The sequence below is a fragment of the Lentibacillus halodurans genome, assembly GCF_900112045.1.
GTDB classification, from domain to species: Bacteria; Bacillota; Bacilli; order Bacillales; family Amphibacillaceae; genus Lentibacillus; species Lentibacillus halodurans.
In genome coordinates this window covers 223,430-247,123 of the sequence record NZ_FOJW01000001.1, presented here as the reverse complement: position 1 = coordinate 247,123, position 23,694 = coordinate 223,430, and the positions used below count along the sequence as shown (strand labels likewise).

Below are 23,694 nucleotides of genomic sequence, written 5' to 3'. Positions count from 1 at the left end.
CTATTTAGAAACCGTTTTTTTTGATAGTTGTTTTGTCATATGAACGGTTGTACCATTTTCGGGCGTTGATATGATCTCCAGCGCATCCATGAAGTTTTCGATGATCGTAAATCCCATTCCGGATCTTTCCAATTCTGGCTTTGATGTATAAAGCGGCTGTCTTGCTTCATCCACATCACCGATACCAATACCGCTGTCCTTAATGGTTAATTCTACCTCATCTTCATGCAGTATGCAGGATATGGAAACGTGATGACCGGGTTCATTATTATAACCATGAATGATCGCGTTCGTGACCGCTTCCGATACGACTGTTTTAATTTCAGTCAGTTCGTCCATCGTTGGATCCAGCTGTGCCACAAACGAAGCAACAGTCACCCTGGCAAACGATTCATTTTCGCTTACACTGGCAAACTCAACATACATTTCATTATTCATGACGCCACCCCCAACGTAAATAACGCATGTTCTTCGTTCTCCTCTAACCTTACAATTTTAAACATACCGGACATTTCAAATAATCTGTGGACTGGTGCTGATACGGAACATACAACCATCTCCCCTCCCAGTTGCAGTACTTCCTTGTATCTTCCTAAAACAACTCCCAGTCCTGAACTGTCCATGAAAGATACAGATTCAAGATTCAAAACGACATGTTTTATGGCGTTTGTATACATCATTTCTTTCCACTCGTTCCGCAAAATTTCTGCTTCATGGTGGTCCAATTCGCCGGACATTCTAACGACAAGGACATCTTGTTTGACTTCAAACGCAGTAGACAGACTCATGCCTTTTTCCTCCCCACATTTTCTTTCGTTCTGACGTATTCATTCGCTATACAAATGATCAATTCCTGCTTCCCGACAAAAGAAGAAGAAACTCGTCTGAATTCCTTCTATTTCACCATATTTTGCACCGACCGTCTTAATAATGTTAAATATGATGCTTTCTGGATATCATGATCAACAATAATTGGTGTTTTCGACAATATTTCATCATTATTTTTGATAATTAATTCACCAACCTGATCTCCTTTATTGATGGGCAGCTCCAGATCAGATGTCAGGTTGGCCGACGCGGTTACATCCTTATCCTCTTCGCCTTTCCGGTAAATCGTACTGACTGATTCAGATGTTACCACATTTACGGACTCTTCCTCTGCTTTCAATAATTCCAATGTGGTAATGGTCTCACCCTTTTCGTATAAATTTTTCGTTTCAAAATGATTGAAGGCATAATCAAGCATTCCGGTAATGTTCGCATTGCGTTCTTTTGTCGTATCCGCACCCATCACAACCGCAATCACACGCATATCATTTTTTTCTGCCGTAGCCGTTAAACAATATTTGGCCTCATTTGTATAGCCGGTCTTTAAACCGTCAACTCCCGGATAAAATTTAACCAGCTTATTCGTATTCACAAGCCAAAATTCGTTTTCTTCATCTTTTCGCAAGTAATCTTCGTAAATGGATGTATATTCGGTTACCGATTCATATTTTAATAATTCTTTCGCCATAATCGCCATATCATGGGCGGTACTGTAATGATTTTCAGCCGGTAATCCGGTGGAATTCTGAAATTTTGTGTTTTCCAGTCCTAAGGATTCTGCTTTTTTATTCATTTGTTCCACAAACGCTTTTTCACTTCCAGCAATTCGCTCCGCCAACGCAACACTTGCATCATTTCCGGAAGCAATGGCAACACCCTTAAGAAGATCAACGACACTCATTTCTTCACCAGCTTCGAGAAATATCTGGGAACCTCCCATGGATGCAGCACGCTCACTGATACGAATTGTTTCATCCTTTTCAATTTTCCCCTCGTCAAGTGCCTCCATAATCAGTAATAGAGTCATAACTTTTGTCATACTCGCAGGCGGCAGTTTCTCTTGTGCGTTTTTATCAAACAGCATTTTTCCGGTATCACGCTCAATCAGGATAGCCGATTGAGTATCAGGAGCCAAATTCAGTTCCTGATCCGCATCCTCCTCAGCATTCTCCTCACCGAACACACTAAATGGCGCAAGTAGAATTGAAAATATAATGCTAGTCAATAAAACAAACTTTTTCATTGTTCAACCTCCAACATTCAATATAGTTTTAGGATTGCCATTTGAATGTGTTCTTATACAAAAAACGCATACTGAAATCAGCATGCGTCCGAATCGTAAATGGATTACACTGTAATGTTGTCATATATGAGTGGAAGTGCTTCAACAGCTTCGTCTGCTATCGAAATGCTTGCATATAATTTGTCTTTTACGTTATCCACCGCAGACGTATTTGCATGAATAGTCAGCAGTGACTCGCCCTTTTGGACGGGGTCTCCGATTTTTTTACGGAGTACGATACCGACAGACAGATCAATTTCAGATTCCTTTGTAGCCCTTCCCGCACCAAGCATCATGGCGGCTGTTCCAATATTATCGGCAATGATTTCTGAAACAGTTCCGGATTTTTCAGCGGGCAAATCAAACGTATAAGATGCTTGCGGCAATAAATCCGGATGATCAGCAACCGTTGAATCACCACCCTGTGACGCAATAAATGCTTTAAATTGTTCCAATGCCTTGCCATTGTTCAGGTTCTCGGCAAGCCGATCTCTTGCTTCATCCAATGTATCCACTTTGTTTGCCAGTAAGACCATTTGACTGCCAAGTTCAAGACATAGATCCGTTAAATCTTGCGGTCCATTCCCCTGCAATGTTTCAATTGCCTCTCTGACCTCCAGGGCATTGCCAATGGCATTTCCCAGCGGCTGACTCATGTCAGAGATGACGGCCATTGTATTTCTGCCGACACGGTTGCCGATTGATACCATCGCTTCAGCTAATTCTTTTGCATCACCAAGCTCTTTCATAAAAGCTCCTGCACCGGTCTTAACATCCAGAACAATCGCATCCGCACCGGAGGCTATTTTTTTACTCATAATCGAACTGGCAATCAGCGGGATTGAATTGACCGTTGCCGTTACATCCCGAAGGCTGTACAACTTCTTATCAGCTGGTGTCAGATTGCCTGTCTGGCCAACGACAGCAACTTTGTTTTGATTGACAAGGTCAACAAATTCCTCACTGGATATCTCCACATGGAATCCCGGTACTGATTCCAGTTTGTCAATTGTACCGCCGGTGTGCCCCAATCCGCGCCCGCTCATTTTTGCTACCGGAACATCAAGTGAAGCGACCAGTGGGGCAAGGATCAATGTAGTCGTATCACCGACCCCGCCTGTCGAATGTTTATCAACCTTTATCCCGGAAATGGCAGAAAGATCAACCTGGTCACCGGACTCAACCATTGCAGTTGTCAATTCTGCTCGTTCCGCTTCACTCATATCCCGGAAAAAAACGGACATTAAAAAAGCACTGACCTGATAGTCCGGAATATCTCCATTTGTGTAACCATCGATAAAAAAACGGATTTCTTCTTTTGAGAGATTTTCGCCGTCACGTTTTTTTTCAATGATGTCATACATTCGCATATATAATCACCTTTATCTATTATTTGGTAGTGTACGGATGATTTCTTTGACAAACCGGAGAAAATCTTCACGTACTTGTTCGGTTGTCTCGATTACTTCATGATGTGTCAGCGGCTGATCAAGAATGCCAGCAGCCATATTGGAAATACAGGAAATACCTAACACACGCAGTCCTGCATGCTCTGCAGCAATCACTTCAGGGACAGTCGACATGCCGACAGCGTCACCGCCGAATGTCCGCAGCATGTTGATTTCCGCCGGAGTCTCATATGCCGGACCTGTATTCCCTACATAAACACCTTCCTGAACATTCAGTCCTAACCTTGCTGCACAATCATTCGCATGACGCAAATAGGCTTCATCATATACCTGTGACATGTCCGGGAAGCGTTCACCCAGTGTTTCGTCATTAGGTCCGAGCAGCGGATTATCCCCCATGTTATTGATATGGTCTGTAATCAGCATTAAATCACCGGGCTTAAACAATTTGTTGATGCCGCCAGCGGCGTTGGTAATCATGATTGAATGAATGCCCAATTCCTTCATGACACGGACGGGAAAGGTAACTTGCTGCATGGAATAGCCTTCATAGTAGTGAAAACGTCCTTGCATCGCAATCACCTGCTTCCCCTCCAGTTCACCTGTAACAAGCTGTCCCTTATGCCCGGACACTGTTGATTCCGGAAAATGGGGTATATCTTTATAAGGAAAAGTAACCGGATTTTCGATTTTCTCTGCCAAAACACCAAGACCGGATCCCAAAATCAGTCCGATTTCGGGTGCTTCCGTTAAGTTGTCATTAATATATGCAGTTGCTTCTTTGATCATAGACTGCTCCATCACGATGCCTCCTTCTACTTGATATCATTTAAAAAGCTTTTGCCGTTTTCCGGCATTTCAATTTGAAAGTTTTCAGCGACAGTAGCACCAATATCAGCAAATGTTTCTCTTAATGGAAGCTCTTTGCCCTCGTCCATACTTGTATGATAGATAAGCAGCGGAACGTATTCCCGTGTGTGATCGGTTCCGTGATGGACAGGGTCATTCCCGTGATCCGCCGTAATAATCAGTAAATCATCTTTATTCAAACGGTTCATGACTTCCGGCAGTCGCGCATCGAATGCCTCCAGCGCTTTGCCATATCCTTTCGGGTCGCGTCTGTGTCCGTACTTGGCATCGAAATCAACCAAATTCAAAAAGTTTAATCCCGTAAAGTCTTTTGCCATCGAATCAATCAATTTCGTCATACCATCTTCATTATCAGCGGTACGAATCGCTTCAGTAACCCCTTCACCATCGTAAATATCAGAAATTTTACCCAGTGCCATGACATCATAATCGGTATCTTCCAGTTCATTCATTACTGTCCGTCCAAATGGTTTCAGTGCATAGTCATGACGATTGGCTGTACGCTGAAAAGCATCAGGTTCACCAATGAATGGGCGCGCTATCACCCGGCCGACCATATATCTTTCATCCAATGTCAGTTCACGGGCAATCTCGCAAATATTGTATAATTCCTCTAATGGAACCACTTCTTCATGCGCTGCAATCTGCAAAACCGAATCTGCAGATGTATAAACAATCAGTGCACCGGTATCCATATGTTCTTTGCCTAATTCTTCGATGATTGCAGTGCCTGATGCCGGTTTATTGCCGATGACTTTTCTGCCTGTTTTGGCTTCTAAATCGTTGACCAATTCATCCGGAAAACCGTCCGGAAATGTCCGGAATGGCTGCTGAATATTTAAGCCCATAATTTCCCAATGGCCGGTCATCGTATCTTTGCCGTTGGAAGCCTCTTGCATTTTTGTGTAATGTGCCATTGGTGATGCTGCTTTTTCAATCCCTTTTATTTCTCTGATATTACTTAAGCCCAGTTCGGCCATATTCGGCATATTCAGACCATCCATACGTTCTGCAATATGCCCTAATGTATCAGCACCTTCATCGTTAAACGCTTTCGCATCCGGTGCCTCTCCAATCCCGACTGAATCCATAACAATCAGAAATATACGTTTAAATTCCTGCATGATGATACCTCCCGTAATTGTTTTTCCCTGTTTCTCTCATAATATGTTATATCATTACCGTTGTAGGATGTCTGACAACTACAATGACACGAAACCTTAATGGTTGCATGCTCTTCAGTCCTGCTGAAAGCCCCTGAACTCAGAAAAGTGGTCATAATGTTAAAATGGCTCTCTTCTAAAAATATGTTGCTTTTGAAAAAAAGATGGAAAAATACATTATAAGCTCTGCGCATTCTGAACACACGCAGACTTCAGCGAGACAGTGGCGAAGGTGCGACCCCGCAGGCGTATATTAAGCTAAGAACAACACGTCGTGTGCTGGCGCCTCTCATGACCAGCATCATATTGGCCCGAACTCACGGGTCACCCGCGGAAAGCGACGAGCACGTGTATTCAGGCTGCGGTTGCATAACAACATTCTTTGCGAAAAAGCCTTTTAATTAAGCCCGTGGATGATACGACTGGTAGATATCTTTTAATCTGGTTTTTGTAATATGTGTATATATTTGTGTTGTCGATATGTCGGCATGACCGAGCATTTCCTGAACAGATCGCAAATCCGCACCATTTTCCAATAAATGTGTTGCAAATGAATGCCTTAACGTATGTGGCGTAATTTGTTTCTGAATGCCGGCATCCCGTGCAATCCCTTTTAATATTTTCCAAAAGCCTTGCCGGGATAACGGTCTGCCGTGCTGGTTCACAAACAGTGCATTTTGATCCTGGCGCCGCCGTTTAACAAGGCCCTCTCTGGCATTCTGCAAATAATTATCCACAGTCTTTTTGGCCACATCACCAAGTGGGACAATCCTTTCTTTTGACCCTTTTCCCACACAACGCACAAACCCCATTGTTAAATGAAGATCGCTCACTTTTAAGGACACTAATTCCGTAACGCGCAATCCCGTGGCATACATTAATTCAAGCATCGCCTTATTACGAATGATTAATGGCGTGTTCCCGTCGATTTTTAATAAAGCATCCACATCCTGTGATGATAATGCAGCAGGTAATTTCCGTTCTTTTTTCGGTGTTTCGATATGTATACTTGCATCATGATCCACCAGCTGTTCCCGGATGAGAAAATGATGAAATGACCGGATTGATGAAATCGTTCGTGCAAGGGTGGCAGGGGATTTGCCATCTTCCTTCAGTTTGTGCAAAAAGCCCATAATGTCGGGCCGTCCGATTTCATTCCATCCAGATTTCAGGCTCACTTTTTCAATATATTGCATATAGTTTTTCAAATCCCGCTGATAAGATTTTAATGTATTATCAGATACACCCCGTTCCACCAATAAATAATGGAAAAAATCATCAAAAGCAGGCTTGAGCATAGTTATTACTCCCCTAAACGAAAGAATAAGTTCAGCCGGTCAATGAAACTATCATCATCCGTCTCAAAAACTTTGACAGATGGTCCTTCCGGCGGGTCGTACCGGTGAAATTGTTCGTATTCGGTATGCATGTACCTTAAGCCAATATAAAATAAGCATGTACAAGCTATGAAAATAATAAATACTTTCAAAGTATCCCATATCAGTTGTTTCATATGTTTTGTCACCTCTTTTACATATCCGCTGGAGGAAGTTCAAAAACATTCTATCTTTGAACACTCATTATTAGTAAAGATATGCCAAAAAAGGGCGACAATATACATGATACCGGGAAACTGGCATGAATTGTCCTGCTTTCACCAAAATAACCTATTTTAAGTAAAATGTAAATGAGAACTATCTGTGAAACTTCAATTCAGGGATATCTTGTTTCCTGCTGATTGTCTAAAGAACTTATCGGACGAACAGGACATGGCTTATGTTGAAACAAAAAACCTTTTTCTCGTGAAGAAAAAGGTGTGTGGTTGATTGTTTCCATTAACTTGTCGTTGTCGATTGAACGGCTGCTTCCTGACATTGCTTGCAAATCCCGTGGAAAGTCAATCGATGGTCTTTTACTTGAAAGCCCCAATTTTTTTCGACTATTTTTTCAACATCTCCCAGAAGATCCTCAATGATTTCCTCAACGGAACCACATTCGGTACAGACGAGATGATGATGAAAATGCTCTGCACCCTCTTTGCGAAGATCATAGCGGGAAACACCATCACCAAAATTAATTTTATCAACAATTTTCAATTCCGATAACAATTCCAGTGTTCGATAAACAGTTGCCAACCCAATTTCAGGTGCTTTTTCTTTTACCAGCAGATATACATCCTCCGCACTCAGGTGATCTTCTTCGCGTTCGAGCAACACTCTGACTGTGGCTTCTCGTTGCGGCGTAAGTTTATAACTTTGTGCATGAAGCTGCTTTTTTATCTGTTCAATTCGGTGTTCCATGGCAACTCTCCTCCCTATTATCCCCAACTTCATTATATGCGCACAGGTGAAACGTGTCAAAGTATAATAATTATAATTTGTTATTTATAATTATTATTATATAATATCAGTTAGTTATTATAAAGGGATTTAATTAACATTTCCATTGCTTCATTTGCCATATAAGCCTCCAATGCAGCTGCAGCCAGGGAAAGTACCATTAATGAAGCGAACACCGCCGCATATTTTCCAAAAGGCTGAAGGATAGGCTGGGAAATTCTGCGTGAAAAAAGCTTTCTTAATAATGTCAGGGAGAAAAGCATGGACAGACTGCCTGCAATGATATAAATCGGAATAACCAATAAATTCTGAGGCGCTATTGAAAGTGAAGCCAAAAAAAGTCCATCCAGTCCGAGCTGATTAACGATAAAACCGACAGAAAAGCCAACAACCAGACCTTTTAAAAATAGTAAAATCCATACAACAGGGAGCCCGATAACAGATAATCCTAAAACAAACAGCATAAAAAGATACTTCACATGATAAAAAAAACTGCTTTTCAGTATTTCATTGCTGTTAAGTTGTTCTTCATCAGCTATATCACCGAAAAAGCGTTCAAGGTAAAAGAATAGGTCCTGCTTCTGAACAAAATCCATACTGTTAACGATGATGGCACCAAATATTACACCAGTCAAAAACAGGATCATCATAAAAATATAAATGGTAGCGTGTTCTTTTACATGGTCGATTAATAGTGTGCGTTTATTATACATCGGAATCCTCCATTACTCGTAATATCTGTTCCAGCATCTGTTTTCCTGTTGAACAGCCTCTAGTAAAAGCTATGAAGAATTCCATGCAAACATACCAAATTATTTTTTAATGGTTTATAAAGACGTCGTGATACTTCCGTATTTTCCGCCACCTCCGGCTTTAATGGACAATTTACCTTCTCTCATTTTGATGATGGATGTTGCTAGTTTTTCAGGTATAATCTTTTTCAGCTCAGCAAACGTCGCATGATGAATCACATTCATTTCCGTCTGAAAGTGCTCCAGCAGCTTAGCGAATGTCTTTGGACCGAGTGCCGGCAAATACTCTAATGGAACCTGATATAAATAATGCGGGCGATCCCTTTTGTCTCGATCATCACTTTTTAACTCTTGAATCCGATCATACACACCTTTGACAATTTTCGTTGATCCACATTTATAGCATTTGGCCGCATCAACAGATAACGGCTCAAGGCACTGACTGCAGACGGTCGTATAATATTTGCCGAGATATGGATTCATCCCAAAGTTTCGTTTTACCTGCCGGTCATTTACATTGTGCAATGCCCAGTTAAATTCTTTGAACGAAGGCTCTTCCAGCATGATCTCCTGGTATTCCCTGGCGATTTTAGGCAATGAGTGGGCGTCGGAGTTGGACAAAAATGTAAAATCATGCAATTCGCTGATCTGATCAGCCATGGCTGTATCCGAGCTGAGCCCCAGTTCTATCCCGTCGATTAAATCCGGATCAAATACTTCGCTTAATGATTGATGTACGCCTTTTCCATACATGCTTTTAAAGGGGGTGAACACATGAGCCGGAATAAATATGCCTGAAAGCTCTTTAACTTTATACTGCAGCTCTTTTGCCGTACCGTAGTAACGCTGGGAACTTAATGTAATATTTTTCATTTTCGTTATCAGCCAGTCCGAGAAACTTGCTATGTTATCCATGGTTGGGAAGAAGCACAGGACATGAATGGGACCCTGGCAATTTTTATCATAAACTTCGATTTCCGACCCGAGTATCAGGGTGACATTTTCAAAACGGATGCCCCCGTTATCCAGCTCATGAGCATGACCTGCTTTCATAAGGCCCTTTATCTCCTGCTGCACAGCGGGCGCATGACTGTCGATTACCCCGACCATATGGATTCCTTTATTGCGGCTTGCTTCCTTTAGAACGTTTGTCAGAGTTAATGTTTTGGCTCCGGTAATTTTGACCGGATGGTTGTACATATCCCGGCCAATGTGAATATGCATATCAGCAAAAAACGAATGCAGCATCGGTTACATCCTTTCAAGTGTCTGTAAATACAATATAGCGTAGTTGGTTTTCGCATCGTGGATCTTTTTGTCTTTCACGTATTGCTTTGCCTCATCAAGTGTCAATTCAATCAATTCGATAAACTCGTCATCATCACCGGCAGCAGGATGCTCAATTGGTTCCAGATCTTTGGCCATATACAGATACATGATTTCATCAGCAAAACCTGGTGATGTATAAAATGACGTAATGAACTTCGGTGAGCTTGCCGTATAGCCGGTCTCTTCCTCTAATTCACGCAGTGCCGTCACTAACGGATCTTCCCCTTCTTCCAGTTTCCCAGCCGGAATTTCCACTAGTGATTTTTCCAGCGGTTTCCTGTATTGCTCGACAAAAACAATTTTATGATCTTTTGTAATCGGAATGATGCCTACTGCACCTGCATGTTTGATCAGTTCCCGTTTAGACGTTTTCCCGTCCGGCAATGTGACATCATCCACCTGCAGTTTCACGACTTTGCCGTCATATATGGTTTCGGTTCGGATCGTTTTTTCTTCAAATTTTTTCATGGATTACATCCCTTTTGTAAAAGTTTCGTATCGTTTTGTTGTCTTCGCTTTCCACGGGCTTCCCCACGAGCCGCCTCGCTCGTTCCCTCGTGCGGGGGTTCTTAGGCTCGCTTTCCCGCAGGAGTCTGCGTGTGTGTCAACTGCGATTCATGAGGTACGCCTATGGGAAAAGCAACAACCTTTTAAAAAACAGTCCTGTAAAAATACTGTTTTCTATTTTAGCACATACGTTAAATAATTGTATTTGGTACTATTACGCTTTTACAATGAAGTTACAAATACTATATTGGAGTGATACGATGAAAAAGAACCAGCTGGGACAATCGGATTTATATGTTTCTGAACTGACGCTCGGCTGTATGTCGCTAGGAACTGACAGCCAAAAAGCAAACGAGATTATTGACCGTGCACTTAATGCCGGCGTCAATCATCTAGATACGGCAGACCTGTACGATTTTGGACAAAATGAAAAAATCGTTGGTGAAGCGATTAAAGGCAAACGGAGTCAGGTTATTTTAACGACAAAGGTCGGCAATCACTTTAATAAAGAAAAGCAGGACTGGTTCTGGGATCCATCCAGAGAGCATATTGAACAGGGGGTTAAAGATAGCCTTCACCGGCTAGGTACTGATTATATCGACTTTTACATGCTGCACGGCGGCACAATTGACGATCCGATCGATGAATCAATTGAAGCATTGGAAAACCTGAAACAGGAAGGACTCATCCGTGCATATGGCATCTCATCCATCCGCCCAAACGTCATCCGTGAATATGTGCAGCGTTCAAACATTGATGCGGTGATGATGCAGTATAATATGCTTGACCGCCGTCCGGAAGAAAACATATTGGATCTTCTCCATGAAAACAATATCAGTGTCCTGGCCAGGGGTCCATTAGCAAAAGGAATTTTCAGCAATCAAGCTCATGAGCAAATTGAGAAAAAAGGCAAAGATGGCTTTATGGATTATTCGTATGATGAATTGAAAACCATTCATCATCAAATTGAACAAATAAGTGGCAATCGCTCGCTGAATACTCTTGCATTAAACTATGTTTTGAAGCATCCCGCCATTGCAAGTGCTGTATTTGGTGCAAGCTCGGTCGGGCAAGTTGAGGAAAATACCTCTTCTGCACACATGGTGTTAACAGATGAAACATACAGAAAAATACAGGAAATCACAAAAGCCATTCAATACACCAAACACCGGTAGTCCCCTGTTGCAGCTACAATCGAAAGTTAATTTAAAAGAGAGACTAACTAGATAAAGTCAATAATGAATTTGATTTTTTTCAGTCAAGATTTTTGGCATGACAAATAAGCTTGATGATTTATTAATATTTAACTTAATCATCAAGCTATACTTCATAGTGGAAACATTTGGGTTTATTGTATTAATGAATAATTTCTTTATAAGGTTCACCCGTTCGCAGCAATTGGAATATCACTCTTATCAACTTCTTCGATACATGGCTGAGTACCACGTTATAGTGCTTACCCTCAGCTAGTTTTTTCTCATAATATGTCTTGAACGTTGGTGAATAAATGGCAATTAACCGCGATGCATGATACATCGCCCAACGAAGATGCGGTGATCCGCGTTTTACCATTTTTCCAGATCCTTCATATTTACCAGACTGATGAATGGAGGGTTCCATGCCTGCAAAGACCAATAACTGACTTGGTTTATTGAAATTGTGAATATTGCCTATTTCTGCTATGATTATATTGCCGAGTCGATAAGAAATTCCGGGAATGGTTACGATTGGTGAATCGAGTGTATCCATCATTCCTTGAATCCTCTTATCGGCTTTTTTATTTGCCTATCATACAAATAGATTTGTTCGATGGTTTGCACTAATTCGAACGCTGTGATTTCAGAATAGTAGCCAATACTTTCTTTCGCTAGTTGTTTAAGCATTTGGGGTTGAAGTCGACTGTTGTTTACTCCCAGAAATCTTGAAAGTGTTTTTCCATGAGCCTGCGCAATTCTCCCAGGCAACAATTGCGACCTGATGCTTATACTTGGCTACATCAACACCCACATAGATCATTGGTTACTCCTTTCAAATTAATTATTACGCTGTGCTTTCAAGCCACGCACTCCTTGCCCTGTATCCTTGTGTGAAATCAAACGTCTCGCGTTATCTAACTAATTAACAGATAAACAAAGAGCTGTGGTTAGATTCTCTAAAAACCAGTTACTAAAAAAGTACTGTAGGCTAGGGGTACTAATCCACAGCGTTGCTTTTAGTATAAATTACTATACTAAAAAAGCATAGGAGGCAGCGAACCTCATGTACTTAATATACAAGGCTGAGACAAAAGGATATAAGCCAAAGATACATCCGAACGATGATTCCACTATGATTGGAACAGTTCGGATGTATCTTTTGAGGTATGTTTGAAAATTTGTTGCGCATGATCGATAAACGGAGAAGTAACTTGGTCTTAGTTTTGCTTGCTTCCATGCTTTTGTTGGTGAGTGCATGATGGTCGCCGAGGAAAAATACGCCCTTTCCGGGGGCACGGCCTCAGCTAACTTTGGCAAGAAACACACTTGGCAAAGTTGATCTTCGGTTCGCGCTGTTCCCTCAGGCGTGTCGCATTTTTCCACAGCTTAGAATCGTGTTCTCATCAGGTGACACCAAGTTCAATGAATATCGTTCTATAAGTTCTTTTCTTCCAACAATCAGCACCCCAACATGAGCGGAGGCAGCATACGGAGACGCCTATGGAAAGCGCAGTATGCTGCCGAAGTGAATGATCGCACGCAACTAAAATCAGGTTGGAGGAAGGCTGCACCAAGACAAATTGTCACGCGTTCGCAATTGGTATCAACGATCAATAAGGAATGTGACTGTTAAAAAGTAAAATGCTGCACTTCCTGCCCTGTAAACACTCGTCTTTAGCGTGGAACGTTTTAATGTGTCTCAACCTCTTTTTTGGCGTCCGGATACGATTATAGCAGTGAAAGATGATCCCTTCCAAACAATGACATGAATTTCCATTGATAATATCTCACCAGGAAGCATATAATAACAGAACAAACGTTCCTTTAATGGGGTGAGTAAACATTGGATTATTCCAATTATCCGCGGAATGATGTTCTTTGTATTGATATGCGTTCCTTTTATGCCAGTGTTGAAGCAGTCAAACGCGGACTTGATCCGATGACCGTCCAGCTGGCCGTCGTTGGAGATGTCAACAGGCCGGGAAGCATCGTCCTGGCTGCCTCCCCGGTACTGAAGAAAAAGCATGGCATCAGCAATGTCAGTCGGTTTTTCGAACTTCCCAAAGATCCGGATATCATCATTGCACCGGCACACATGGCTGATTATCTACAGGTATCGATGGAAATTACCAAATTGATTAACCAATATGTCCCAAAAGAAGCGATTCACCAGTATTCGGTTGATGAAGTCTGGGTGACAGTAAACGGGCTGGAAAAATTGTTCGGTGACCGGTGGCAGGTTGCGAAAGCCATCAAACGGGATATTTTGGAAAGCTTCGGGATTACATGCTCCATTGGAATAGGCGATAATAAGTTCCTTGCCAAAGTGATCATGGATTTGCACGCTAAAAAACAAGGTATTGCGGAATGCACATATGAAGACGTTCAGGAAAAATTGTGGCCGTTCCCGGTACAGGACGTTTGGGGAATCGGCCGACGGATGCAGCGCAATTTAAACCGGATGGGCATTGTAAAGCTCCGACAGCTGGCCAATTTTCCTCTGAAACAGCTGACCAAACGGTTCGGCATCATAGGCGAACAGCTTTACTGGCATGCTTGGGGAATTGATTTAAGTCCTGTTTTCGGCAACTTCACCAAAACCGAGCAAAAAGGCTTCGGTCATGGCATCTCGTTATTGCGTGATTACTCCGGGGATGAGGTCGCCATTTGCATTCTTGATTTATGTGAAGAGGCCTGCCGGCGGGCGAGAAATGCCAATCAGGCCGGCAAAACCATCCACCTTGGCATTTCATATGCCAAAGAGACAAGTGGCGGTTTCAGTCGGTCACGATCTGTTTCGCTTCCGACCAACATCACCATGGATGTGTACGATGTCTGTATGCAGCTGTTCCACGAATTTTATGATGGCACCAGCAACATCCGGCATGTCTATGTAACCCTTGATAACCTGTACGAAGACGGTGAAACGCAATTGGACCTTTTTGATGACAGGCCGAAGAAAAAAGACATTGGCTATGTCATGGATGCCATCCGTGATAAATACGGATCGACTGCTATACTCCGGGCATCCAGCTATACCGAGGCGGGGATCACCATCGGACGGAGCAGCAAAATCGGCGGGCACCAGGCATAACGGCGTTCAGAGGCTGAAAGTCGGATGCCGGAGCAGGAAAGAACCCGGCAAATGGCGCCAATTTCAAATTCAATGGTTATTTTGCAGTACCATACACGTAAATATCGTCTTCCAGCATCTTTGTAACAAGTCCTTCATCTTCAAGATAATCGAGCTGCCCGATCGTTTCAGACATCGTTAAACTTAATTGCTTTTCGTATTGTTTCGGAAAGATCTGCTCACAAAGTTCATATGGTGTTTGAGCATTTTCCAGCAACAGCTGATACACTTTATTCGCTCGCTGTTCCTGTTTTTGCAGGCGTACGGGAATGACATCATTCACGTCCGAAAAAATGTCGCCATGTCCGGGATACACCATATCAATACCCAACGACTGACATTTGATCAAGTTAGCCCGGTATTGCAGCATCGGTTTCGGACGATCCTTGTCGTTTTCTCCCGGTGATTCCAGTAATGGATTGGGTGAAATATGATGCAGCAAGTGGTCTCCCCCGATAAATACCCCATCACTTGTGCGAAGAAACGACAAATGGCTCTGTGCATGACCTTTTGTTTCGATAACATGCCAATCGTCATGACCAGGCAGCGTATCCCCTTCATCCAATGTGTCTGTCAATCGTCCTTTCCCAGCAAATTGCAGTGTCCCACGCAGTTCACCGGGGCTTGGCATTAATCCTTCCGGTACGCCGCAAACAGCAAAAAATTGCTGAAAAAACTGTTCATATTGAGCAAAAAAAGCTTCATCACGGGTTAGCCATAAATCAACATTTTGATGGGCTGCGATTGTTTCAGCACGGGGAAACGCTTCAATTAAGCCAATATGATCCGGGTGATGATGGGTTAAAATAATCTGTTCAATATCATGAGGCGTATAACCCAATTCAGTCAACTGGGTTTTCAGTGCCTCCCATGCTTCTTTTGTTTTGACACCGGCATCAATCAGTGACAGTGTATCCCCTTTGAGCAGATAGACGTGTGTATCACCGACCGGAAATGGTGTTGGTACGGTTAACTGACTGATTGTTTTGTCCAGTACTTTCATGATTTTAATAGCCTCCAAAAATGAATAACGATTCAGTTTATGACTGCTATTATATACCCTTCGCATAAAAAAGTCAGCTATTCTTGCTCAAAAGATGATGAATCGCTTCAGTCAGTATCGACGGCAAATAATCAAAGCTATAAGTTAACTCCAGTCGTTCTGTCCATTGATGCGGATCTTTTCCTAAAGGTCCGATGTTTAACACCGGCATGGTTAACTGCTCCATTACATCTTCCGGGAACGAGAACCCATTATTCTGCAACGGCATATTGGTCGTTAGCTGCTGCAATTTACTTTTGGACGAAACAGGACCGACAAAGCTTAAGTCAGAAAGTCCTGTGAAAAATTCGGCTATTGTTAAATCCAGATCATACTTGGACTGTGTAAATGCTTTTGCATGATCCATGACCCCTTTAATGTACGGATCGTCAAACGATGAAACGGCCGGATAAAACGGCGGACTGTAAAAAAGGACAATCATCGGCGCCAATTCCTTGCACATGGCAGCCAATTCCTGAACCAATATGGTCGAAAAATCACGGTCCCCCTGATCACGCTGGCTGACGAGCAGGTTTTGCCGTCGTGATACTTCTTCTTCCCCATAGCGTTTGACCGCTTCGGCATACAAATCCTCATACATCATGACATTGACACGGAATTCGGGCATCGTAAAATCCTCAGCGACACTGGCAAAATGGTCAGATTTTTGCTGTACATAGTTTTCGATATTCCGTGCTGCTGTATGAGCGCCTGCCAGCAGTTTTTCATTTATTTCGCGAAAGGTCTGCTTCAAATACAACACATTGTACATCGCAATGGCTGCATTTGGTGTCTGCACAGAATATTCTTCCTTTAAATCACGCTGCATCAAACTGACTGGCGGTGGTGTCACTTCATCATCTACTTTTTCAATGAACGCTTCATTCAACTCAAGCTGCTGTGACAAGAAACTCGTCATTAAGTTCGGATTAATACCGGCAAATGGCTCCCCGACATGTGATTCCTTGCCATAGCAATAAAAACCGGGCAAAACTTTTCCAATTGAACCGGTATATACATAATAATGGCTGTCGCCCGGATACTTGCTGAACATCGGCTCTCCGTTCAAACAGGCATTGTAAGTCAAGTTCTTCTCTTTTTTCAATTGCTCCAAAACGGGCAGTGCTGTCATCATCCCTTGCGAATTCACTTCTTCATCAGGCACGGATAACAGCAGGATGTTCCCGTTGAACTCACCATCCATTGCTTTTTCGAGCATGGACAAATGCAGCGAAAGACCAGCCTTCATATCCATCGTACCGCGCCCAAACAGCCATTCGCCTGATGATAAATCAGCTTTTACTGCTTCCGGCAGCCGTTCTTTTATGTCATTCATTTCCTTTGTTAATGCTTCGGGATAGAAAGCGAGATTTTTTAGTGAACCGTAATCTTCCACGCCAACCACATCAAAATGGCTCAGCAGGACAACTGTTTCCGACGAATCATTTCCTTTCACCAATGCAGTCAGAAGCCTGCGTCCATCTTCAAGCGGATGCAATTGCAAATGATCCGGGTTTTCCTGAAAGTAAGGTTTTTGTGCCAGTAAATGCTGCAAATACTCTGCCAGCGCAATTTCGGCATTGCTCCCGGTGATACTCTGGTGGTTGACAAGCGAGGATAATAAATCAATTAATTGCTCTTTCGTCTGCCAGGTTTTCATAGGATCCTCCTTTTAACATTATGAATCTATTATCATTCTATTTAAACAACTATTTATTGTATTATATCTTGCAAAGTCTGTTGAAGGTGTTAAAGGTAAACGTGTAACTCTCTTTTTCCAGTCTATCCGGAATAATCCAGCGGCTTTTCAGCACCAATTTCGTTTCCGTCCTGATGATCATCGCTCCTATTTCCAGCAACCATTCCGGTGAAGGTAAACCAAACGGTATATTCTTTTCAGTCCGCAATAATTTCATTAGCACCTGGTTACTCACGGGGTTGGGCGCCGAACAATTAAATACACCACCAAGATCATCTCTGTCTTTTAAGCAAAGCACAATTTGAAATAAATCTTCAATATGGATCCAGCTAAATTTTTGTGTTCCTTATAACCGAGATCATTGAATCGATCCTTAAAATACTTTCTGATAAAACCTGTTCAACCGGCTATAACAACTTTCTTTTTCAAGTTATCAGACCCGATCTGTGCTCCAGCGTGATAAGACAGTACCATTTGGTCATCTAATCAAAATAATTTAAAAATGTGATCATGATTAACGCACCTTTGTTAACATGTAAGTAGAACTTTTCATTTTCATTGACTTCTCCCAAAAAATAAAACACAATCAAACGAGAGGTGAGTTTATTGCATGCGAACATATTTGCGCATCGGGGTGCCAGCAAAGATGCACCGGAAAATACGATGGCCGCCTTTCATCTCGCTTATGAGCAAGGAGCGGATGGAATCGAAACGGATGTCCATTTGACAAAAGATCACATTCCGGTGTTAATGCATGATGAACGGATCAATCGGACAACGAATGGTGCCGGCTACATAAAAGATTACACGCTCGGCCAATTGCAAGAGCTTAATGCAGGTTCCTGGTTCTCTCCAGAATTTGCCCGATCCCGAATTATTTCATTGGAGGAATTTCTTGAGTGGATTCAGGATAAGCCATTATATTTAAATATTGAACTGAAAAATAATAATATAGATTATAACCAATTGGAACATATCGTTTATGACCGGATATTAGATTATCATCTATTACATCGTACTACACTATCAACATTTAATCCAACCAGTGTAAGAAGGCTTAAATATTTAAACCGAACTATTGGGGTAGCCTTATTAACATCGAAGCGATACAAAAATATTGTAACAGCTGCCAAGGATTTGGGTGCCAATGCAATACACATTAAATACCGGCTGCTCAATCAATTGCTTGTTGACCAATGTCATCAGGAAAATATAGCAATCCGTGTGTTTACTGTCAATAAGCCCCAACATATGCTGCGCTCATTTTCGATGGGATGTAATGGAATTTTCACCGATGTCCCGGAAATGGCAGTCCGATGCCGAAATCAATTGAACGATCAATCTATAACATAAATCAGGAGGAATCAGAATGACGAAATTATTGACACCAATCAAATTTGACAATGTTCAGCTTAAAAATCGAATCGTTATGTCGCCGATGTGTATGTATTCCTGTATGGCACAGGACGGAAAAATCACGCCATTCCACATGACCCATTATATTTCCCGTGCGGTCGGTCAGGCTGGTCTTGTCATGACTGAAGCAACCGCTGTCATGCCAGAGGGGCGTATTTCCCATGAAGATTTAGGTATCTGGGATGACAACCATATTGAAGGTTTAAAACAATTAAACGAACAGCTTCACAGTTATGGTGCAAAAACCGGCATTCAACTCGCTCACGCTGGCCGAAAAGCAGAGCTTAATTCAGATATCTATGCACCTTCACCACTTGCGTTCAATGAATCGTTGAAAACACCGACCGGCATGACAGCAGCAGACATCAATAATGCGATTAAGGCATTCAAAGAAGGTGCAAGACGTGCCAAGGAAGCCGATTTCGACATCATTGAAATTCACGGTGCCCATGGCTATTTAATCAATCAATTTCTGTCACCGCTGACAAATAAGCGCGATGATGAATATGGCGGCAGTACGGAGAATCGTTACCGTTTTCTGTCACAGGTGATCGAAGCAGTCCAGACTGTATGGAACGGGCCGCTTTTCGTCCGCATATCTACCGATGAATATGCTGAGGGCGGCAATACACTAGACGACATCATTTATTTTGCCACACAGATGAAACAACAAGGCATTGAACTGATTGATTGCAGCTCAGGCGGGGTTGTTCCTGCTTCCATTAAGCCATATCCGGGCTATCAGGTGAAACGCTGTGAAAGGATCAAACAGGAAGCATCGATTGCCACCGGTGCAGTCGGCCTGATTACAACAGGACTACAGGCTGAGGAAATCCTGCAAAATAACCGCGCCGATCTTGTGTTTATCGGACGTGCCCTGCTGCGGAATCCGTATTGGGCCAAAGCCGCGGCCGATGAATTAAATGCCTCCCTCCCTGCACCAAAACAGTATGAACGGGGCTGGAGATAATGGAACTTGTCTTTCTCGGGACCGGTTCCGGTGTCCCCTCCAAAGAACGGAATGTATCCGCGATCGCTTTGAAACTGCTCCAGGAACAAAACAGTATCTGGTTGTTTGACTGCGGTGAAGCGACCCAGCACCAAATTTTACGCACGAGCATCAAACCGCGTAAAATCACGAAAATTTTTATTACCCATATGCATGGGGATCATATTTTCGGACTGCCGGGGTTGCTGAGCAGCAGATCGTTTCAAGGAGGTGAGGGGCTTTTAACCATCTACGGACCTGAAGGCATTCAAGACTATATTGAAACAAGCCTGGCCGTCAGCGGAACAACCCTTGCCTATCCCCTTTCCATTGTCGAATTTACGGAAGGTGCGTTATTTGAAGATGATCAGTTCAGTGTTTCCTGCAAACGACTGGATCACGGGATTCCGAGCTTTGGTTTTCGTATCACCGAAAAGGATAAACCCGGAAAACTGCTCGTTAATAAATTGAATGATGCCGGAATTGAGCCAGGTCCGATTTACCAGCAAATCAAGGAAAATCATGTTGTCCGGACAGATGACGGCCGTATCATTCACCGTGAGCAGTTTATCGGACCTGATAAACAAGGACGGATCATAACGATCATGGGCGATACACGTGCTTCGGATAACGATCGGTCATTTGTTGCAGGTTCCGATGTCCTGGTGCATGAAGCCACATTCGGCCAGGAAAAGGCAAACCTTGCAAATGCCTATTTTCATTCAACAACGAAACAGGCAGCAGCACTCGCCAACGAAGCCAGTGTCGGAAAACTCATCTTAACGCATATTTCATCACGCTATCAGCAAGGAGACGATCAGCAGCTGCTTGATGAAGCCCGGGACATTTTTCCGAATACAGAACTGGCAAACGACTTTTATCAGGTGACGATTGAATCCGAATAGGGAGGCGTTTGATATATGGGGAAGGCTGAAATGGAAACACTTGTCAATCGGCAGCGTGCGTTTTTCCACACCGGTGAAACGCCGTACTATGCGTTTCGAAAGCGGCAGTTAGTATCATTGAAAAACATGCTGAACAAATACGAAAAAGAAATCTATCGTGCGTTGAAAAATGATTTGAATAAATCAGAGTATGAGGCGTTCACAACTGAATTAGGATTTTTGCATACCGAAATTGATTTTGCCCTGAAGCACCTGAAAAGCTGGATGAAACCGGAAAAGACGGAAACTCCGGTGACGCACAAAGGAAGCAAAAGTTTTATCCAAAAAGAACCTTATGGGATTACGCTCGTTATAGCACCGTGGAATTACCCGCTGCATTTGGCGATCGCACCGGTGATCGGCGCCATTGCAGCCGGAAATACGGTTGTGCTGAAGCCGTCAGAATTCACACAGTCTACATCTGCTATACTAGCAGACATGATAAGGACAACATTTGACGCATCTCATTTTACAGTTGTCGAAGGTACCAAGGAAGTAAGTCAGCAATTATTGGAACAGCGGTGGGACTACATCTTTTTCACTGGCAGCACAAATGTCGGCAAAATTATCATGGAAAAAGCAAGCAAGCACCTGACCCCGGTCACCCTAGAGTTAGGCGGCAAAAGCCCGGCCATTGTTGATCAGGATGCCAAACTTGACCTCGCTGCCAAGCGAATTGTCTGGGGAAAATTCACCAACGCAGGTCAAACGTGTGTTGCGCCGGATTATGTTTATGTGCATTAAAAAGTGAAACCGAAATTGATCAAAGCCATGAAAAAACATATTAAATCCTTTTATGGCAAAAAAACGCTTAGGAATGAGGACTACGTCAAGATTGTCGGCAAGGGACATTTTGACAGACTAAACAGGTTTCTGGCAGATGGTGAAGTTGTTCATGGCGGCAATCGGAATGATGAAAATCTATCCATTGAACCGACCATATTGGATGAAGTAACCTGGGATGATGCTGTCATGCAGGAGGAAATTTCCGGGCCGCTTTTACCTGTTATGACGCTTAGCTCGCTTTATGCTGTCATTTCAGAAATGAAACAGATGGAACAGCCGCTCGCACTTTATTATTTTGGCGAAAATGAGAGAAAGCAGCAGCAAGTCATGACAAATGTATCCTTTGGCGGCGGCTCCATCAATGATACACTTTATCACCTGGCTAATCCGCATCTACCATTCGGTGGTATTGGCAACAGTGGCACGGGCGCCTATCACGGCAAGTATAGCTTTGAAACATTTTCGCACCGGAAAAGCATTTTAAAACAAACAACCAAATTCGATATTCCATTCAGGTATCCCGGTAGCAAACTTGCCAAAGCTGTCGTCAAACGTTTGATGTAATAATGTAAGCGCTCCTGCGTTTCGACTGCAGAGGCGCTTATTTTTTAAAATCATCCAGAAAGTCTTTTTGGAAGCTTGTCCGCGGCTGTTCTTCCCTATCGTCATTCCGTAGTTGTTTAAAAGGGTTTTTTCCGTACTTCTGTGACAGTTCATCAATCGCCTCGTACAATTTTTCTTTCCCGGCTTCTTTCTCATAGGTGAACAAGTCCAATTGTTTAGCCATGTTTCGTTTTTTATCAACATCCTGGACCGTAATCCCCAGTAACCGGATGGGCTCCAGATTCCAGTGTTTTCGGAACAATTCATTGGCAAAGTACAGGATGTCCGCTTTTTGTTCAATAAAATGAGACAGTTTCCTGCTTCGAGTAATCGTTTTGCGGTCATGATACCTGATCATGATTTGCACACTTTGCCCAACTGCCTGTTTCCGTTTCATGCGCCGTTCCACATTTTCGGCAAGCTGATGTATCAGTTTGCGGATTTCTGCTTCATCAGTTGTATCTTCAGCCAGTGTTTGAGAACTGCCGATGCTCTTAAACTCATGTACCGCATCAGGATCAACTGGTCGCATATCTACCCCATTCGCTCTATTCTGCAGTCGTTCCCCGTTAATGCCAAATATCTGTTTCAGCTGATAGGCATCACCATTTGCGAGATCACCAATTGTGTTAACATCGATGCTGCGCAGTTTTTCCGCTGTTTTATTTCCGACACCATACATTTCCTCAATCTTCAGCGGCCAGAGCTTCTCACTGATATCCCGTTTGCGTAGAATCGTAATGCCCATCGGCTTTTTCATGTCTGAAGCCATTTTCGCCAAAAACTTATTGGGAGCAATACCGATACTGCAAGGAAGATCCAGTTCATCGCTGATTTTTTGCTGCAGATTTTGCGCAATTTCAATCGGACTGCCGTGTTTTTCGGTGCCGGTTACATCCATATACCCTTCATCAATGGAAACAGGCTGGACATAGGGTGTTATATCCGCAAGCATTTGGAACATTTCTTTCGATGCAGTCCGGTAGCGGTCAAAATTGGGACGCAGAACGATTAACTCCGGACACAGCTTTCTCGCTTCCCATAGCTGCATCGTTGTCTTGACGCCTTTAGCTCTGGCTTCATAACTGCTTGTGACAACAATCCCTTTGCGTTCTTCCGGATTGCCTGCAATCGCGAGCGGTTTGCCTTTCAGTTTTGGATCATAGGCCATTTCAACGGAAGCATAAAATGAATTCATATCCACATGAAAGATGACCCTGCCTTTTTTAGGGTACCATTGCGACATCGTGAGACATCCTTTTAAACGTATTTGGATTAATTATATCATATCGGTTAAATTGTTAAGTGAAAATAAGTCTGACGTCGTGATGCCGCATTCTTCCTTTGAGAAATGCGGCTTTTTTAAAAAAGTTCTTTATTTTACATTTTCATCCAAATTATCACACTG

General features: G+C 42.8%; 22 protein-coding genes and 1 pseudogene. 6 read left to right on the top strand and 17 right to left on the bottom strand.

The annotated features are described in order from the left end of the window. The 12 genes from spoIIAB to BM195_RS01235 all read right to left on the bottom strand — a co-directional run bounded on the left by spoIIAB (position 1) and on the right by BM195_RS01235 (position 10,440). Entirely contained in the window at positions 1-438 is a 438-nt protein-coding gene (gene spoIIAB, locus BM195_RS01290; protein WP_090232435.1) for an anti-sigma F factor, read from the bottom strand. After that, positions 435-788 (bottom strand): anti-sigma F factor antagonist, encoded by a 354-nt coding sequence (gene spoIIAA / locus BM195_RS01285; protein WP_090232432.1) that lies wholly within the window; start codon positions 786-788, stop codon positions 435-437. The genes spoIIAB and spoIIAA overlap by 4 nt, the downstream gene beginning before the upstream one ends. A gap of 107 nt (positions 789-895) precedes the next feature. Continuing rightward, positions 896-2,071: a D-alanyl-D-alanine carboxypeptidase family protein gene (locus tag BM195_RS01280; protein ID WP_090232430.1), complete on the bottom strand. Its 1,176-nt coding sequence runs from the start codon at positions 2,069-2,071 to the stop codon at positions 896-898. 104 nt (positions 2,072-2,175) lie between these two features. Next, a complete protein-coding gene (locus BM195_RS01275) occupies positions 2,176-3,480 on the bottom strand; it encodes a pyrimidine-nucleoside phosphorylase (protein WP_090232427.1) in 1,305 nt (434 codons plus the stop codon). Between the two features lie 12 nt (positions 3,481-3,492). Then, on the bottom strand, positions 3,493-4,320 hold the full coding sequence (locus tag BM195_RS01270) for a purine-nucleoside phosphorylase (RefSeq protein WP_090232424.1): 828 nt from the start codon (positions 4,318-4,320) through the stop codon (positions 3,493-3,495). Positions 4,321-4,334: 14 nt separating this feature from the next. Further along, complete coding sequence (gene deoB / locus BM195_RS01265; protein ID WP_090232421.1) at positions 4,335-5,513, bottom strand: phosphopentomutase; 1,179 nt, start codon at positions 5,511-5,513, stop codon at positions 4,335-4,337. A 440-nt stretch (positions 5,514-5,953) separates the two neighbouring features. Continuing rightward, positions 5,954-6,850 carry a site-specific tyrosine recombinase XerD gene (gene xerD / locus BM195_RS01260; protein ID WP_090232419.1) on the bottom strand — a complete coding sequence of 299 codons (897 nt, stop codon included), beginning with the start codon at positions 6,848-6,850 and terminating at the stop codon, positions 5,954-5,956. A 5-nt stretch (positions 6,851-6,855) separates the two neighbouring features. Next, positions 6,856-7,065, bottom strand: a complete 210-nt coding sequence (locus BM195_RS01255; RefSeq protein ID WP_090232416.1) for a YqzK family protein — start codon at positions 7,063-7,065, stop codon at positions 6,856-6,858. Between the two features lie 322 nt (positions 7,066-7,387). Further along, the gene (gene fur / locus BM195_RS01250; protein ID WP_090232413.1) at positions 7,388-7,852 is read right to left on the bottom strand and encodes a ferric iron uptake transcriptional regulator; all 465 of its coding nucleotides are present in this window, start codon (positions 7,850-7,852) and stop codon (positions 7,388-7,390) included. Between the two features lie 110 nt (positions 7,853-7,962). After that, the gene (gene spoIIM, locus BM195_RS01245) at positions 7,963-8,604 is read right to left on the bottom strand and encodes a stage II sporulation protein M (RefSeq protein ID WP_090232411.1); all 642 of its coding nucleotides are present in this window, start codon (positions 8,602-8,604) and stop codon (positions 7,963-7,965) included. 114 nt (positions 8,605-8,718) lie between these two features. Next, entirely contained in the window at positions 8,719-9,891 is a 1,173-nt protein-coding gene (locus BM195_RS01240) for an endonuclease Q family protein (RefSeq protein WP_090232408.1), read from the bottom strand. 3 nt (positions 9,892-9,894) lie between these two features. Further along, entirely contained in the window at positions 9,895-10,440 is a 546-nt protein-coding gene (locus BM195_RS01235; protein ID WP_090232406.1) for an NUDIX hydrolase, read from the bottom strand. A 299-nt stretch (positions 10,441-10,739) separates the two neighbouring features. Between BM195_RS01235 and BM195_RS01230 the strand changes: the two genes are divergently transcribed. Then, positions 10,740-11,654, top strand: coding sequence for an aldo/keto reductase (locus BM195_RS01230; protein WP_090232403.1), 915 nt, complete (start codon positions 10,740-10,742; stop codon positions 11,652-11,654). A gap of 181 nt (positions 11,655-11,835) precedes the next feature. Here the strand turns inward: BM195_RS01230 and BM195_RS01225 are convergent, their stop codons facing one another. Then, complete coding sequence (locus BM195_RS01225; protein ID WP_090232402.1) at positions 11,836-12,231, bottom strand: transposase; 396 nt, start codon at positions 12,229-12,231, stop codon at positions 11,836-11,838. Positions 12,232-13,518: 1,287 nt separating this feature from the next. Here BM195_RS01225 and BM195_RS01220 point away from each other — a divergent pair. Beyond that, positions 13,519-14,769, top strand: a complete 1,251-nt coding sequence (locus BM195_RS01220; protein WP_090232400.1) for a Y-family DNA polymerase — start codon at positions 13,519-13,521, stop codon at positions 14,767-14,769. 76 nt (positions 14,770-14,845) lie between these two features. Here BM195_RS01220 and BM195_RS01215 read toward each other — a convergent pair whose 3' ends face one another. From BM195_RS01215 to BM195_RS18455, 3 genes are all read right to left on the bottom strand, one after another. Continuing rightward, positions 14,846-15,811, bottom strand: coding sequence for an MBL fold metallo-hydrolase (locus BM195_RS01215; protein WP_090232397.1), 966 nt, complete (start codon positions 15,809-15,811; stop codon positions 14,846-14,848). Positions 15,812-15,884: 73 nt separating this feature from the next. Next, positions 15,885-17,510, bottom strand: a complete 1,626-nt coding sequence (locus BM195_RS01210; RefSeq protein WP_090232394.1) for a M20/M25/M40 family metallo-hydrolase — start codon at positions 17,508-17,510, stop codon at positions 15,885-15,887. 61 nt (positions 17,511-17,571) lie between these two features. Then, positions 17,572-17,766, bottom strand: coding sequence for a DUF1731 domain-containing protein (locus tag BM195_RS18455; protein WP_244535646.1), 195 nt, complete (start codon positions 17,764-17,766; stop codon positions 17,572-17,574). Between the two features lie 389 nt (positions 17,767-18,155). Here BM195_RS18455 and BM195_RS01200 point away from each other — a divergent pair, with 389 nt between their 5' ends. The 4 genes and pseudogenes from BM195_RS01200 (at position 18,156) to BM195_RS01185 (ending at position 22,247) form a co-directional block, all read left to right on the top strand. Continuing rightward, positions 18,156-18,902 carry a glycerophosphodiester phosphodiesterase gene (locus tag BM195_RS01200; protein WP_090232391.1) on the top strand — a complete coding sequence of 249 codons (747 nt, stop codon included), beginning with the start codon at positions 18,156-18,158 and terminating at the stop codon, positions 18,900-18,902. A gap of 16 nt (positions 18,903-18,918) precedes the next feature. Continuing rightward, on the top strand, positions 18,919-19,935 hold the full coding sequence (gene namA, locus BM195_RS01195) for an NADPH dehydrogenase NamA (RefSeq protein WP_090232389.1): 1,017 nt from the start codon (positions 18,919-18,921) through the stop codon (positions 19,933-19,935). Continuing rightward, a complete protein-coding gene (gene rnz, locus BM195_RS01190) occupies positions 19,935-20,858 on the top strand; it encodes a ribonuclease Z (RefSeq protein ID WP_090232386.1) in 924 nt (307 codons plus the stop codon). Before namA ends, rnz begins: the two co-directional genes overlap by 1 nt. 15 nt (positions 20,859-20,873) lie before the next feature. Further along, positions 20,874-22,247: pseudogene (locus BM195_RS01185) on the top strand (aldehyde dehydrogenase). A 37-nt stretch (positions 22,248-22,284) separates the two neighbouring features. Here the strand turns inward: BM195_RS01185 and BM195_RS01180 are convergent. Continuing rightward, positions 22,285-23,532, bottom strand: coding sequence for a DNA polymerase IV (locus BM195_RS01180; RefSeq protein WP_090232384.1), 1,248 nt, complete (start codon positions 23,530-23,532; stop codon positions 22,285-22,287). Positions 23,533-23,694: the final 162 nt, after the last annotated feature.